Origin of the sequence: Slackia exigua ATCC 700122 (assembly GCF_000162875.1) — a bacterium.
In the GTDB taxonomy this organism is placed as follows: Bacteria; Actinomycetota; Coriobacteriia; order Coriobacteriales; family Eggerthellaceae; genus Slackia; species Slackia exigua.
This window is the reverse complement of the sequence record NZ_GG700630.1, coordinates 20,657-35,426: the sequence shown is the minus strand read 5'-3', so window position 1 is coordinate 35,426 and position 14,770 is coordinate 20,657. Positions and strand designations below refer to the sequence as shown.

The 14,770-nt window shown below is 61.1% G+C and carries 13 protein-coding genes and 2 tRNA genes; 3 read left to right on the top strand and 12 right to left on the bottom strand.

From position 1 onward, the window contains the following. Window positions 1-20: 20 nt before the first annotated feature. Entirely contained in the window at window positions 21-1,268 is a 1,248-nt protein-coding gene (locus HMPREF0762_RS00165) for an agmatine deiminase family protein (protein WP_040618709.1), read from the bottom strand. Window positions 1,269-1,620: 352 nt separating this feature from the next. Here HMPREF0762_RS00165 and HMPREF0762_RS00160 point away from each other — a divergent pair, with 352 nt between their 5' ends. Next, window positions 1,621-2,583 (top strand): helix-turn-helix transcriptional regulator, encoded by a 963-nt coding sequence (locus tag HMPREF0762_RS00160; protein ID WP_115314175.1) that lies wholly within the window; start codon window positions 1,621-1,623, stop codon window positions 2,581-2,583. Between the two features lie 74 nt (window positions 2,584-2,657). On the opposite strand, the gene ispH is transcribed toward HMPREF0762_RS00160, so the two are convergent. The 10 genes from ispH to HMPREF0762_RS00110 form a co-directional block, all read right to left on the bottom strand. Beyond that, window positions 2,658-3,485, bottom strand: coding sequence for a 4-hydroxy-3-methylbut-2-enyl diphosphate reductase (ispH, locus tag HMPREF0762_RS00155; RefSeq protein WP_006361282.1), 828 nt, complete (start codon window positions 3,483-3,485; stop codon window positions 2,658-2,660). A 99-nt stretch (window positions 3,486-3,584) separates the two neighbouring features. Then, window positions 3,585-4,421 (bottom strand): lysophospholipid acyltransferase family protein, encoded by an 837-nt coding sequence (locus tag HMPREF0762_RS00150; protein WP_006361281.1) that lies wholly within the window; start codon window positions 4,419-4,421, stop codon window positions 3,585-3,587. 9 nt (window positions 4,422-4,430) lie between these two features. Then, a complete protein-coding gene (gene cmk, locus HMPREF0762_RS00145) occupies window positions 4,431-5,111 on the bottom strand; it encodes a (d)CMP kinase (protein WP_006361280.1) in 681 nt (226 codons plus the stop codon). 41 nt (window positions 5,112-5,152) lie between these two features. Next, a complete protein-coding gene (gene aroA / locus HMPREF0762_RS00140) occupies window positions 5,153-6,472 on the bottom strand; it encodes a 3-phosphoshikimate 1-carboxyvinyltransferase (protein ID WP_006361279.1) in 1,320 nt (439 codons plus the stop codon). 88 nt (window positions 6,473-6,560) lie between these two features. Further along, window positions 6,561-7,331 (bottom strand): pseudouridine synthase, encoded by a 771-nt coding sequence (locus HMPREF0762_RS00135; protein ID WP_006361278.1) that lies wholly within the window; start codon window positions 7,329-7,331, stop codon window positions 6,561-6,563. After that, window positions 7,321-8,016 carry an SMC-Scp complex subunit ScpB gene (scpB, locus tag HMPREF0762_RS00130; protein WP_006361277.1) on the bottom strand — a complete coding sequence of 232 codons (696 nt, stop codon included), beginning with the start codon at window positions 8,014-8,016 and terminating at the stop codon, window positions 7,321-7,323. Before scpB ends, HMPREF0762_RS00135 begins: the two co-directional genes overlap by 11 nt. Further along, a complete protein-coding gene (locus HMPREF0762_RS00125; RefSeq protein WP_006361276.1) occupies window positions 8,013-8,807 on the bottom strand; it encodes a segregation and condensation protein A in 795 nt (264 codons plus the stop codon). The genes scpB and HMPREF0762_RS00125 overlap by 4 nt, the downstream gene beginning before the upstream one ends. 10 nt (window positions 8,808-8,817) lie before the next feature. Beyond that, entirely contained in the window at window positions 8,818-9,495 is a 678-nt protein-coding gene (locus HMPREF0762_RS00120) for a site-2 protease family protein (protein WP_006361275.1), read from the bottom strand. Window positions 9,496-9,617: 122 nt separating this feature from the next. Then, window positions 9,618-11,714 (bottom strand): ABC-F family ATP-binding cassette domain-containing protein, encoded by a 2,097-nt coding sequence (locus HMPREF0762_RS00115; RefSeq protein ID WP_006361274.1) that lies wholly within the window; start codon window positions 11,712-11,714, stop codon window positions 9,618-9,620. Next, complete coding sequence (locus HMPREF0762_RS00110; protein WP_040618708.1) at window positions 11,715-13,301, bottom strand: L,D-transpeptidase family protein; 1,587 nt, start codon at window positions 13,299-13,301, stop codon at window positions 11,715-11,717. Between the two features lie 461 nt (window positions 13,302-13,762). Between HMPREF0762_RS00110 and HMPREF0762_RS00100 the strand changes: the two genes are divergently transcribed. After that, window positions 13,763-13,837 (top strand) — tRNA-Val (locus tag HMPREF0762_RS00100). Window positions 13,838-13,840: 3 nt separating this feature from the next. Beyond that, a tRNA-Asn gene (locus HMPREF0762_RS00095) sits at window positions 13,841-13,915 on the top strand. Window positions 13,916-14,434: 519 nt separating this feature from the next. Here the strand turns inward: HMPREF0762_RS00095 and HMPREF0762_RS00090 are convergent. Then, on the bottom strand, window positions 14,435-14,770 hold a 336-nt coding region (locus HMPREF0762_RS00090; protein WP_006361269.1), incomplete at its 5' end, for an IS3 family transposase.

Here is a 14,770-nt window from a genome sequence, read left to right as displayed (position 1 = left end):
TCGATACGTTGGGAGGTTCGCTACTGCGCATTCGCGGGAACGAAGACGTTCTTGGTCCAGCAATGCACGCCGCCACCTGCCATGTTCAAGGCAAGGCTGTTGATCATGACGACCTTGCGATCGGGGAAGCATCGGTTGAGCACCGCTTCGGCTTGCTCGTCTTTTTCCTTGACAGCCCGGTCCATCCCTTCGCGCCAATAGCGCTGGCCCAAAACCACACCGTTGCAGACTAGGAAATTGCAGTAACTCGTTGCGGCGAACAGATGCAGGTCGCGTCCTTCCGGCCAGGGAGTGCCATCCATGAAGGCGTCGCCGACAAGCTCGTGATAGTAGTCGTACAGATCATCTCCGGGACTCTGGATATACTCAATGTGAGCCGAGGTTGGAATGCGGATGATTTCGAACGGGTTTCCCTCGAGATCGGTTTCATTGCGCAGAATCTCATAGCATGCATCAAGACGACGCTTGTTCTCCTTCGAAACCGGGCTGGACGCAGCCTCTTCCTCGGTGACTTCGGCGAGCAAGATTTTATTTCTGCCGATAAAGCGACACATTTCGTCGCTATGGGCGGCGAAGCTCGATCCAACGACGGGAGTTCCGTCCGCCTTGTAGTCAAGTGGGGCAATGCGGAAATCATCGTCATCAACCATAGGTTGAGGCAACCAGATGATCTTCCCGACGTTCCAGAGCTTCTTGTATGCTTCCTCGATTTGCTCTTTGCTGTATTCAGGATTGCGCTTGCGAACTTCAGTGTCTTCAATGGCGATCAAAACACCGGCGCCGTTGAACTCGCGATCGCCTCCTTCAGAAACCATGTCAGAGCTCACGATATCGTAGCAACCCAGCTCAATAGCGGCTTGCACGCCAATTTTACGAGAGCAATCGCGCAAGCCCTCGTTCTTCTCGTAGCGTCCGTAGAAGCTCCAGCTAGGATTCACCACCAACGTCTCGCCTTCGTCGTTGACCATGACGTTGGGACCGTTGTCTCGGAAGTAGAACGAGTTCGGATCCTCGTTGAATGCCGTGAAATCGATTCGATCCACGTCGATTCCGGCGGTTTCAAGCGCCTTGACGCACGATTCCTTGAGACCTTCCACATATGGACAGCAATTGATGTGGATTTTCACCTCGTCGAGCAGGTTACGCACGACTTCGACGGCAGGCTCGAGCGCATCGTAGCCTTTGATCGGCTCGGCGTACGGAAGCCACTCGACGAAAACATCGGTCTGCGGTTCAAATTCTCCTGGATACCTGAATGCGCTTGACATGTCCATCTCCTTTCGAAAATGCCAGCTTCTACGGCAAGCGTGGCTCAATGCCTCGGAAGATAGGCGCAGCTTGTAGGCGCACATAGATGGAATGTGGTTGATTTCCCAGATAAACTTGCCTAATAATGCGGCGACGCGGCAGATAAACTCGGATAAACCTGATTAGAGGCACCGCTCGACCGAATCCGTTAATAGCGAATCGCTGCGCTTGGCTTACGATCCAAGTGTCTCTATAGGTTCGCGTTCTGCATGAGCGAAGGATTCTTCTGCCCTTGGATGATGAATCCCCCGATTTTCTGCAAGCGCACTGTTTTCATGCACTGCACCGTCGATGCACGGACAGGAGGATTCCATGGCGACGCTTGAATTCTCGATCACCGCATCCCTTATCGTCGTAGCGAGCATAGCAAGCGCTTTCAGCATTTCCTCGTATATCGTCTCGAGAAAGAGGATGGCGGCGTTCCTCTCTATCCTGACATTCGGGTATGCCATAGAGCAAATCGTGATTCTATACCGGGAATTCTTGAATCAAAACATACCTTTTCGAGCTGAAATATTCTCGAGCATGGAAGATCCGCTTCTGCGAATCGCAATTGGTGCGGTTATGTGCGAATCCCTTATGATCGCCGTCATCGAATACTACGATTCTGAAAACAGGATTCTCAGATGGATTCCCATCGCCATATTCCTTGTCGCCTGCGTCACCGTATGCCTCGTTCCCGACATCGACGATCGACTCAAAAAATGGTTCATCTATTCGATGCGTCAGATCTTTCTCATGGCAATTGTCTTATTCTGCCTCGCAAACTACATGAAAGCCCCGGACGGCCCTACGAAGAAACGATACGAGAGAAGACGCCTGCAATTCACCATAGTCACGCTCTTCATTCTGCTCACGTTGGTTGAAGATACTCTTGTCATGCTGACGTTGAGCGTCGATGCGGCGAATCTTCCTTTCGCCGAGGTCCTTTATCGTCGAAACATCTCCGAATCCTTGCTTGCCGCGACAGGGGCCGGCTTCCTCATGTACGCCTCGATCAAGACCTTAAGAGCGTTTTCAATGGGTCGATTCCAGAAAAATACCGAAGCTATCGACGAAGACGAGACGCTCAGTTTCTTTTCTGAAAAATACGGCCTTACACAGAGAGAAGAGGAGATCATGCGGCTGGTGGTGGAAAGTCGCGATAACCAGAACATCGCAAATGAACTCCAGCTCGCATTGGGAACGGTCAAGACGCATATCCATAACATATTCAAGAAGACCGACTGCACGAGCAGAGGAGAACTCATCAATAAGTTCTGGATGAACTCATGAAACACGATAAGGAAAGGCGACGCATCTTCGGACATTCCAAAAGGACATGATCCCTCAAGCCTTCGTCTGAAACCTTACAGGGATTCGATGCGAGCGACCACGGCCTCGATCTGCTCGTCGGGAGTGGAGGCCCCCGCCGTCACACCGACGGCCTCCACACCGTCGAACCAGGTCGGATCGATCTCGTCCTCCGTTTCGATGTGGTAGGAACGCGAACAGTGCGCGCGGCAGATCTCGAAGAGATGCGTCGTATTCGACGAGTTCTTTCCTCCGATGACCACGAGCGCATCGACCTTGTCCGCCAAATCGGCGGCGGCATCCTGGCGCTTGCGCGTAGCGGAGCAGATCGTGTTCTTCACCACAGGTTCGATACCCCGCCCGCGCAGGTCGGCGACCACCTCGTCGAGCTTCGACTTGTTCTCGGTCGTCTGCACGACGATGCCGACCGGACCCGCGATGTCCGCAGGAATCTCGGAGGCGTCGGCCACGACGACGGCCGAACCCGCGGCATGCGCGCATATGCCCCTGACCTCGGGATGCGACGCACGCCCGATGACGAGCACGGTCATTCCCTGCGCGGCGAAATCGGCGGCGGCCTTCTGGGCGCGCGACACATGAGGGCAGGTGGCATCGATGCTCGACAGGCCGCGCTCGTCCAGCTCCTCCACGACGCTCGGCTCGACGCCGTGCGTACGCAAGACCACGATGCCGTGATCCACGTCGGCGGGACCTTCGATGGATTCCACACCGTGATCCTTCAGCTGCGCCACGACACGGGGATTATGGATGAGCGGACCGATCGTGAAGACGTCCTCGTCGCCGTCCATGGCATCACGCACCATATCAAGCGCGCGTTCGACGCCATAGCAGACGCCGGCATGTTCGGCTCTGACCACCTTCATACCCGATTCCCTTTCGATTCGTGGGCGCCTGCAACCATATCGAGGCGCGCGATGCGCGGCTGAGATGCCCCGCATCCGTGAAATCTCGTCCTTCACGACCTATGCGACGCGGCGGGCCATGTCGCGACCGGCGAACTCTGCGGAATAATCCTTGGATGCCGGGAACAGCGCATGCATATCCACCGATTCACGATCGACGTCGGCTTTGAGCGCATGGCATTCCCGCATCACGTACCACGATACGGCATCGAGACGCTCGTCTTTGGGAATGAAGTCGAAGTCCTCAAGATGGACAGGTGCGCCATACACGACCGTCACCTTGGGAAAATGCGGGAGCTTCGAGCCCTTGGGCGAGATGAGATCGACATTGCGAACGGCAGCCGGCACGAGGGGCGCCTTGCCCATGCGTGCGATGAACGCGGCTCCGTTGTGCAGGGAGATCCGAGCCGACCCCTTGCCGCCGCGCCGCGTCCCCTCGGGAAAGATGCCGACGATCTCGCCGCGTTTGAGCATGGCGGCCGCACGCTTGATGGCCACGCGATCGGCCGCGTCGCGTTTGACGGGAAAGCCTGCTGCACGCGAGACGACCTGGCCGGCCAAGCCATGGGCATTGCCGAATATCGTGTCGCGCGCCATGAATCGAATCCATTGCTTCGGCCGCGCCGTGATCCAGAGGAACGCCGGATCCAGGTACGAGAAATGCGCGCACGCGACGACGGCCCCGCTCACACCGTGCAGACGGCGCAGATTCCCAAGGCCGACCGTCGAATAGCGAAACGCGATCTTGAAGACGAACGCGATGATCGCATAGCAGATATGGGCCGCCCAATGCGTGACCGTGCGCGGCCGGCCTTCGGATGCATCGCCCTCTCTCGCAGCGACATCGGCCAACGGAAGGGAGAAGGGCATATCCCACATGTCCTGGCTTGACAGCATGGCCCCGCCTTACGCCTTGGAGCCGCGTTCGGCGGCAAGCGCGCAGATGCGATCGATGACCTCGTCGACGAAGATATCGCTCGAATCGACGGCAACGGCGTCGTCGGCTTGGACGAGAGGCGCCGCAGCGCGGCTCTCGTCGGCCTCGTCGCGCATGCGGATATCGACGAGCACCTCGGCAAGGTCGGTCGAACCGATGCCGCGGGCTTCGTTTTGGGCTGCACGGCGCCGGGCGCGCGCTTCATCGCTCGCGGTAAGGAAAACCTTGACATCGGCATTCGGAAAGACGACGGTACCGATGTCGCGGCCCTCGATGACGTAGTCCCCTTCGGAAGCGATGCGACGCTGCTGATCGAGAAGCGCCGCGCGCACACTCGGATGCGCTGATACAGCCGAAACGGACCGATCGATGCGCGCCGTGCGAATGGCGCTCGTAACGTCCATGCCATCCATCAAGACCTGAGCCGGAGACGGATCGCCCGGCTCGTGCGTGAACGATACGGGATGCGTCCGGGCGATGGCCCCGAGCGCTTCAGCGTCGTCGAGCGAAGCGCCGTCCTCGAGCGCCTGCCACGCGACCGCGCGAAACATTGCACCCGTATCCAGGCAGTTGAAGCCAAGGCGCTTGGCCACGGCCTTCGCGACCGTGGACTTCCCCGCCCCTGAAGGGCCGTCGATGGCGATGATCATGCCTATCCTTCCTTGGCGGCGCAGGCCGCATCCGTGCGCGTCTAGCGCGCAAGCATTCGAATATCGTCGAGGAATCCCGGATAACTGACGGAAACCGCGTCGAATCCCTGGATCTCGATAGGGTTCGCTCCGCAAAGACCGGCGACCGCCCACGTCATGGCAAGACGATGATCGCCCTTCGCGTCGAAGCGCAGGCCGGCGGAGGTCGAGAACATCGGATCTCCTTCGATGAACAGATCGCTTCCGTCCATCCATGCATCGATGCCCATGAGCGCAAGGCCCTCGATGACGGCAGCAGCGCGATCGGTCTCCTTCACACGCAGCTCATCGGCTCCCCGAAAGACCGTGACGCCTTTCGCATGCGCCGCGACCAGAGCGAGGATCGGGACCTCGTCGATGACCGTCGCGATCTTCTCGGCCGGAACCTCGCATCCGTGGAGGCGATCGCAGTATTCGACCGACAGGATGCCGGAAAGCTCCTTGCCTTTTGCGCCGTCGGACCGACGCGACGCGTTGACGCCCATATGCTCGAGCGTGCGCAGGAATCCGATGCGCGCGGGATTGAGCGAAACGCCCTCGACCTGAATGGCGCTGCCTGGGCAAAGAGCGGCCGCGCAGAGGAGGAAGGCCGCGGAGGACGGATCTCCCGGAACGACGACGTCGGTCGCACGCAGCGTGACCGGACCCTTGACGCTCGCCACGCGCGTGGCGGCCGTGGTTTCAGCGCCGAATGCAGGGAGCATGAGCTCGGTATGGTTGCGCGAAGGCGCGGGCTCGATGACGCGCGTCTCACCGTCGGCGGAAAGCCCTGCAAGAAGAACGGCGGTCTTCAGCTGGGCGGAAGCAACCGGCGATTCGTACGTGATGGGATCGAGGCGCCCGGTTCCCCGCTCGGTGATGGGCAGCGTCTGCGCATCCTGAGGGGAAAAGCGCGCACCCATGCGTGAAAGCGGCGTCATGACGCGCTGCATAGGACGTCGCGCGAGCGATTCGTCGCCGGTCAGTTCGGCCTCGATGCCCCATGGGGCCAGGATGCCCATGAGAAGACGCGCCGTCGTGCCGGAATTCCCGCAGTCAAGCGGACCGTCGGGCTGGCTCGGCCCCTTCGCCCCCCATCCGGTGATGGCGCCCTCCAGGCTTCCGTCGGGCATAATCTGCAGATTCACCTGCGCTCCGAGCTGTTGGACCACGCGGATGGACGATCGCACGTCGTCGGAATCGAGCACGCCGCGAATCTGGGAGGTTCCTTCGGCCATGGCCGAAAGGAGCACGGCCCGATGCGAGATGCTCTTGTCGCCCGGCACGCGGATGCTTCCCCTGAGAGGCTTTTCAAGAGGTCGTATGACAACGGATTCGCTCATATCGCATGCATCTCCTTCGGACGCGCCGTGCATCGTCAACGATTCTACCCCATACGGCCGGCCGAGCCGGACTCAGGCACGCCCGCCGTCACGTCCTCGCGGCGGCGTGCAGAGCCGCGACTTCGGAACCGCTGAGCATGCGCCAGGAGCCTTCGGGAAGATCGCCTAGGACCAACGGGCCGAACCGCGACCTATGCAGCGTCACGACCGGATGTCCGACCGTAGCGCACATGCGCCTGACCTGACGCTTCCTGCCTTCATGGATCGTGATGTCCAAGCGGCTTTCGTCCTCGGATACGCAGGTCAGGCGCGCTTCGGCCGGCGCGGTCATGCCGTCTTCGAGTTCCACGCCCGAACGCAGGCGTTCGAGCTCTTCTTCGGAGACGCTGCCCTCCACGAGAGCCTGATAGGTCTTATCCACATGCTTACGCGGATGCAAAAGCCCGTTTCCCAGCTCGCCGTCGGTCGAAAAAAGCAGGATGCCCGTGGTGTCGGCATCGAGGCGGCCGATCGGGAAGAGCCCGGGATACGCGTCGATGGGCACGAGTTCGGCGACGCAGGCCCGCCCGAAGGGATCGGACATCGTCGTGATATAGCCGGCGGGCTTATTGAGCATGAGCGTCGTCGAACCGTCGGACAGATGCACGACATGCCCGTCCACGCGCACGACATCGCACCTCGGATCGACCCTGCTGCCAAGCTCCGTCACGACGCGCCCGTTGACGCTCACGCGTCCGGTCGTCATCAGGTTCTCGCTGCCGCGCCGGCTCGCAACGCCGGCGCGCGCCAGGAACTTCTGCACGCGCATGGGAACGATGCGCGGCGCGTTCGACGCATCGTCACGCTGATCATCGCCCATCGCGTTCGTCTCCTTCGATGCCGCGGCGCAGATCGAGGATGTCGTCGGCAAGATCGAGCTCGAGATCGCCATCGTCGAAGGCTTCGACGGCATCGACGGCCTCGGAGCGCGTGAGGCCCAGGCGCTCGCGGATGAGCGCGCGGCTTTCCTCGTCGGGAGCGAACGATTCAAGATCGGGAAGATCGGCCAAGGTGCGCAGGCCGAAATGCTCGAGGAATCGTTTCGTGGTGGCGTAGAGGATAGGCTGGCCGGGGCTGTCTTCACGCCCCGCCTCGCGCACAAGCCCCTTTTCGAGAAGGGAGCTGATAGCGCTGTCCGAGTTCACGCCGCGAACGCCGGCGACCGCCGCGCGCGTGACGGGCTGATTGTAGGCGACGACCGAAAGCGTCTCCAAGGCGGCCTGTGACAGGCGACGCGTATCCCAGGAGATGACGTAGCGTTCGATCAGATCGTGATAGCGGGGATGCGTGAACAGGCGCCAACCTCCCGCGGCCTCGCGAAGCTGGATGCCGGCGTCGCGCGCCTCCAGGCGTCGGCGCAGCTCGTCGAGCGCGGCCTGGACGCGCGCAGGCGCGATGCCGAGCATCTCCGAAATGGACAGCGCGCTTAGCGCCTCGTCGGTCACGAAGAGCATGGCCTCGCAGGCGCCGATCACGTCTTCCGCGCTCATCTCGTATTCCGTCATGCCCTCTCCCCTTCTTCTTCATCCAGGCCGTCCAGCACGAGCGCGCCGGAATCCTCGACGAAGTCGACAGCGATGTCGCCGAGCGGCTCGTCCTGCATCAGCCTGACCATGTTCTGCTTATAGAGCTCGAGGATGGCCAGGAAGCTTACCACGCGCACCGGCAGCGACGGCGCATCGGCGATGAGATCCGAGAATCGAAGGTGCTTCTCAAGGCTCATGCGGCGATGGAAGGCGCGGATGCGCGGCTCCAGAGGCACCGGGCGGGCGGCGATGTGCTCGCTTTCGAGCAGCACGATCTCCCGACGCGCCATGCTCGTCGCGCAGAGCACCGCGAGCTCGTCGAGCCCCACATCGCGCAGGAAGTCGGGCATGAGCCCGAGGAATTCGGGATCGGGACCCGCCGTGCGCGGATGGATGCGTCCCTGCGCCTCGAACCGGCGGGACAGCGCGACGGATGCGTTCTTGTACGTCTTGTACGAAATGAGACGTTCGATCAGAAGATCGCGCGCCTCGCTCGGGGACAGATCCTCCAAATCGTCGTCCATGCCGTCGCGGCCTTCGTCCGAAGGCAGCAAGGAAGCCGCCTTGATGTTCAGAAGCGTGGATGCGACCAGCAGAAAATCGCTTGCGACCTCGAGGTCGAGCTCCTCGAGGCGCTCGACGTAGGCGAGGTACTGGTCGACGATCTCCGACACCGAGATGGATGCGATGTCGACGCGTTGCGACGATACGAGATACAGCAGCAGGTCGAAAGGACCTTCGAAGCTATCCAGGCGAACGCGGTACGACATGGAAGGCCCCTTATGCGACCGCGAACGGAAACAGCAGGTTGGCAAGGCCCACGGCCGTGAAATTCAGGTAGATGCCGATCGGGTTGACGTGCAGGAAATACGGAAGACCGATGAGCAGGATCATGAGCCCCGGCAGCGCATACTGCTGCACGCGATAATAGGCCGGCAGCGCTTTGGCGGGGAGGAAAAGCGCGATCACGCTCGCGCCGTCGAGAGGCGGCACGGGGATGAGGTTGAAGAACATCAGGTAGAGATTCACAAGCGCGAACAGCGGCAGGAAGCTCAGGTAGAAATATGCGAAGACGACGTTCGACATCACGAGGCCGTTCGCGAAAGGCCAGAGAATCCATGCGATGAGCGCGGCAACGAGCGCGAGCAGAAGGTTGGCCGTCGGACCTGCCAATCCGACCAAGGCCTCGCCGGCGCGGATATTCTTGAAGTGGCGCGGATTGTACGGAACGGGCTTCGCATAGCCGAAAACCGGCATCCCCGAGAGTGCCAGGATAAGCGGCAGCACGACGGTGCCGAACGGATCGATGTGCTTGACGGGGTTGAGGGTCAGGCGACCCGAATTCTTCGCGGTCGGGTCGCCGAGAAGCGAGGCCACGAAGCCATGGGCGCATTCGTGCAGGATGATGGCCGGCACGAAGCAGAGTATGCTGATGACGATATAGGCGATCTGGTTCAAGCTCTTGCTCCTATCGGCGGCGAAGGTCGCAACGCCGCTATTCTCTCATGAGTTCATGCGGATGGGCGGAAAAGACGCGGGATGGACAAGGGACGGCACCCCTCCCATCCGCGCTCGGCGCATCATGCGCCGGCCTGACGGGCCATCTCCTCCTCAAGCTCCGCCGTGAGCGTCAGCCATTCCTCCTCGTTGGCGGCCATGCGTTTCTTGATGGACGCATGCTCGGCGATGGCGTCGCTCGACTCGTCTTCGTTGATGTAGAAATCGGGATCGGCCATGAGCGCGAGCAGCTGGCTCAGGCGCGCATCGTCGGCAGCCATCTGCTCATCGAGCTCGGCGATGCGACGCCGATGATGCTTGAGCGCGGCATAGGCTCGATTGCGGGCCTCGGCTTCGCGACGCTTCTGCTCCTTGGTCTTGGGAGCGCTCGCGCGCGGAGCCGTGAGCTGCACGGAATTCGCCTGCGCCTTGGAACCTGCGACGGCCGGCCCCTTCGACGAAGCTTCTTTCTCGGCCGATGCCTTCTTGGAAGCGTCCGCGCTTGACGACGGGGGAAACGCCCCCGAGGCCGGCATCTTCCCGCCGACGCCCGATGCTGCGGGCGCCTTCGCATCCACGTCGTCTTCGGTCTGGCCGGTTTTGTAGAGATAGTAGTCGTAGTCGCCGTCGAACACGGTGACCTTGCCCGGCGTGACTTCGACGATGCGGTTCGCGACGCTTCGGATGAGATGACGGTCGTGCGTGATGAGCGCAATCGTGCCCTCGAACGACGTGAGCGCCTGCTCGAGGATGTCGGTGCTCGCGATATCCAGGTGATTGGTGGGTTCGTCCAAGCACAGCAGAGGACGCGGCGCCACGAGCATCTTCGCCAGGGCAAGACGGCTTTTCTCGCCGCCCGACAGCACGCTCACGCGCTTGTCCACGTCGTCGCCGATGAAGAGGAACGAGCCGAGCAGCGTGCGGACCTGGCTCATCGTCCAACCGGGCGCGACCTTGTCGAGTTCCTGGAACACGGTGTTGCCCGGATGCAGCTCTTCGAGCTGATGCTGCGCGTAATAGGTCATGGAGACGTTCGTGCCGTACGACACGCGGCCTGCATCGGGCGACAGCACACCGGCGATCATCTTGAGCAACGTGGACTTGCCGGCGCCGTTCGGACCGACGAATGCGACCTTTTCGCCGCGATAGAACGCCAGATCGAGCCCGTCGTAAACACGTTTCTCGCCGAAGTGCTTGGTCACATCTTCAAGGCGTACGACCATGTCGCCCGTGCGAGGCGGCTGGACGAAATTGAAATGCACCGCTTTCTTCTTCTGCGGCACTGCGATCCGCGGCATCTTCTCGAGCTTGCGTATGCGCTCTTGCACCTGACGCGCCTTGGTGGGCTTGTAGCGGAAGCGTTCGATGAAGGCCTCCATCTTGGCGCGTTCTTCGGCCTGCGCGGCGGCCTCCTGCTCGAGCCGCACGAGCCATTCTTCACGCTGACGCAGATAGGAACTGTAATTGCCGCGATACAGGCGCAGCTGGCCCGCATCGATTTCCGCCACGCGGTCGACCATATTGTCCATGAAGACGCGGTCGTGCGACACCACGATGACGGCGCCGTCGTAGACGCGCAGGAATTTCTCGAGCCATTTGACGCTCTCAAGGTCGAGGTGATTGGTCGGCTCGTCCAACAGCAGCACTTCAGGCTTACGCACGAGCAGCTTCGCCAGCGCGATGCGCATCTGCCAGCCGCCGGAGAACTCCGTCGTGAGGCGCTGCAGGTCGTCTTCTTTGAAACCCAGGCCGAACATGACGCTGCGCACGGTTGAGCGGAACGAATAGCCGCCGAGAGCCTCGTAGCGCTCGCGCGCCCGGCCGGCGGCGTCGAGCTGCGCCTGCGTAGGCGCGTCTCCGAGCGCCGATTCCAGCTCATGCACGCGGCGCTCGGCATCCAGAAGCTCCTTCTGGCTGGATACGACCTCATCGAAGATAGGCGCCTCCCCCATCTCGATGGCTTCCTGACGCAGATAGCCGATGCGTGCACCGTGTGCAAGCACGACCTGGCCTTCATCCGGCTCTTCGGTGCCGATGACGATGTTGAGCATCGTGGTCTTGCCTGCGCCGTTGGGTCCGACCAGGGCAAGGCGATCATGCGCCTCCACGCCGAACGACGCATCGGAAAACAGCGTGCGTCCCCCGAAGCTCTTGGTGATGCGTTCGATCTGCAGGATCATTCAGGAATGCACCACCACGGCATCGCCCACCTTGAGGATACCGAAAAGGTCTTTCGCCTTGTCAGGCGGTAGATTGATGCAGCCGTGGCTTCCGGTGTAGGTATACCCCGCCGGATCGGCGAAGGCCGCAGAGGACTGCCAGGGGGCGTCATGGAAGCCGACGGCGTTGCCGATGAACGGCATCCAGTAGTCGACCGGGGTCTCGTATTCGGGCTTCTTCGTCTCAGGATCGGGCTTGCCGATGAGCGTCTGGTGGCGCTGCAGCGCCTTGAGATAATAGATGCCGGTCGGCGTGGAATGCTTGGGGCTTCCCGAGATGAAGTCGGATTCCCACTGCAGATCGCCCTTCGCGTCGTAATAGCGCGCATGCTGCTCGGTCAGGTCGACGTCCACATAGGCGCCCCAATCCTGATTCGCCGAGACATAGCCGTTCCCCGACTGCGTCGCGTCAAGCGTGAGCTGCCCGCGCGACTTATCCAGAATGAATTCCTCGATGGCTTCGGCCGCGGCATCGGAGCTGACCGCCCATCCGTAATCGCCGCCCGACGCCGTGACGCTCTCGCCGTCGCCGCGCGTGAACGTGCGCGTCGTGCCCACGGTGGAAAGCGAGCTCGCGAAATCGGAGACCCATGCGGAGACCGCATCGTTGTCGATGGACGCGGTGCCGTCGCTTCCGAAGACCACGAACTGGGACACGATGTCGGCATCGATGGTGGCGACCTTCACGCCGGTGGTGCCGAACACGATGTCTCCCTCGGCACCTAGAAGATCGTTCGCACTCTTGGCGGACGCGGCCAAGCCTTTGTCGTCGGAACGCACCTCGGGCTTGATCAGGTCGTCGTCGTCCAGCTTGACTTCGCCTTCGAACGACCCGATGGCAGAGGCCGCCTTGGCGATGACGGCGTCGGATGACATCTGCGTGCCGTAGGTTTCGGGCATGACGGCGAATGACTTCTTGCTGGAATCGTAGGCCACGTACGCGTCGGCGGAAGGCGTCTGCGAGGCGTTGTAGGCATCCACCTTGGATTCGATGAAATCGCCCAGCTTGCCGCCGTCGACGGTGGCCACGAGCGCATCGGTCACATCATGGCTGCGGAGAATCGCGATCGGCCACAGAAGGGCGCGTTCCTGCGCGAGCGCATTGGACACGACATCGGCGGGATCGACCCCCATGCCGCCGTCGGACGGCGTCATGCTGAAGGAAAGCCCCATGCCGCTCACAGAGAGCGTATAGGTCTTTTCGGCATCTTCGACGACCTGCTGCGCTTCGATTTGCGACATGCCGGACACGTCGAGCGAGCCCATGGTGGTGCGCGGGAAGAAATGCGTCGAGAAATAGAAGGCGCCTATGACATAGGCGATCAGGATGATCGCGAAGGCGACGATGGCCGCGACGACCGCAGGCTTCAGTCCGCGGCGCTCCTGCGCCGTGGACTGAGGAACGAAGCTCGATGCCCGATCGGTTAAGAAGTCGGCATCGGGCGCGGCATGGGCGCCGCGCGAAGGACGCGGGGCGACGGATTCCATGGCGGCGGTAGGACCGTCGTATGAAGGGGCCGCGTGCGCCCCGCGATGATGATGCGGCATGATCGAGCGTCCTTATGCGTTTGAAATGCGTTCGACGTTTTATTCGTGCCTGCCATAATGCCACATCCGCATGCGCTTTCAACAGCGCATCGGCAAGGTCAAGGAATTCGCAGACGATTGTTGCGGACGCGACGCATACGCTTCGCTGCTCCAAGGCTGCGAAGCGTATGCGTCGAGCGGGATCTACCGCTCGAACGCATCCCCCTCGATTTCCGATCGCTACCTGCTTTCCGCCCGCGGAGGCGAATGTGTTGTCGTGCGGGCAAGAGGCCCGGTGCCCGTCATAGGACGCAGATCGGGCCATTCGTAGCGGCATGCGCAATAGCTTGCAAGCGCTCGCACGACGGCGTATTCGTTGGATTGGAGAGAATGATGCCGAACGAAAAAAGTACTTGTACCGCATAGGCCGGATTGCTACAATCTCTTATCGCGCCTTGCGAAACCCCATTGGGCGTGAACGTGGGCGTTTGGCTCAGGGGGAGAGCGCTTCCTTCACACGGAAGAGGTCACAAGTTCAAATCTTGTAACGCCCACCATATTCCTCGGTAGCTCAACGGCAGAGCACTCGGCTGTTAACCGATAGGTTGTAGGTTCGAATCCTACCCGAGGAGCCATTCGAATCCAAACCCGCTTCGGCGGGTTTTTCTTTATCTCCTCCCTTTCCCTGGTCTTCGTCGGAGGGCGGCCATCGTGCATATGGTCACGATCGAGCTGCACCTCCTGGATACCATCCGCTCTTCATCGCGATCGATTCGTGCGCGGCGCAAAACCTCCCCCTGACAACCTGACAGACGCATATGCGCAAAGCGAAGAGCTCGAAGGAAACGTTATGGGTATCGCAGAAATGCGGATCATCGCTTTGATGATGCTGATGCCTCTATCGTAAATGCCGCGCCACTGACAAAATATCGACGCTTAGGGGGATTTTCCAAGCACGTTCGCGCGGATTTCGACTTGATCGACATCGGTCGCTCTTCTGCTCGTTGCGTTTCCCCAGATCGAGCATGTTTCATGAAATACCGTATTTCACGCGTCTCGGAGCGATACCCCCTAACCTCAGAAATTCTGGCAGTGCGGGAGGTTTCGACTTGCAAAATCCCCCTAAGGGGGATGCGGACGATTTCTTGGACCGCCTACACGGCGTATCCGAGCTTCCTCCGATACTCGTCCGGGCTCAGCCACCCAAGCGATTCCCTGATCCTGTCCCTCCGGTAGTACTCGAGGTAGGACTCCAGCCTCGCGACGAATCCGTCGACGCTCACGCCGCGCCAGTCGCGGTAGTAGAAGAACTCGTTCTTCAGCCTGCCGAAGAACCCCTCCATCGCGGCGTTGTCGGGCGTGCACCCCTTGCGCGACATGGAGCGCGCCAGCCCGTGCCGCTCGCAGATAGAGACCCATCCCGGCCAGCGGTAGTGGCCGCCGCGATCGGAATGGACGGTCGTCCGCGCGCCCGGGCGCCTCTGGGCGAG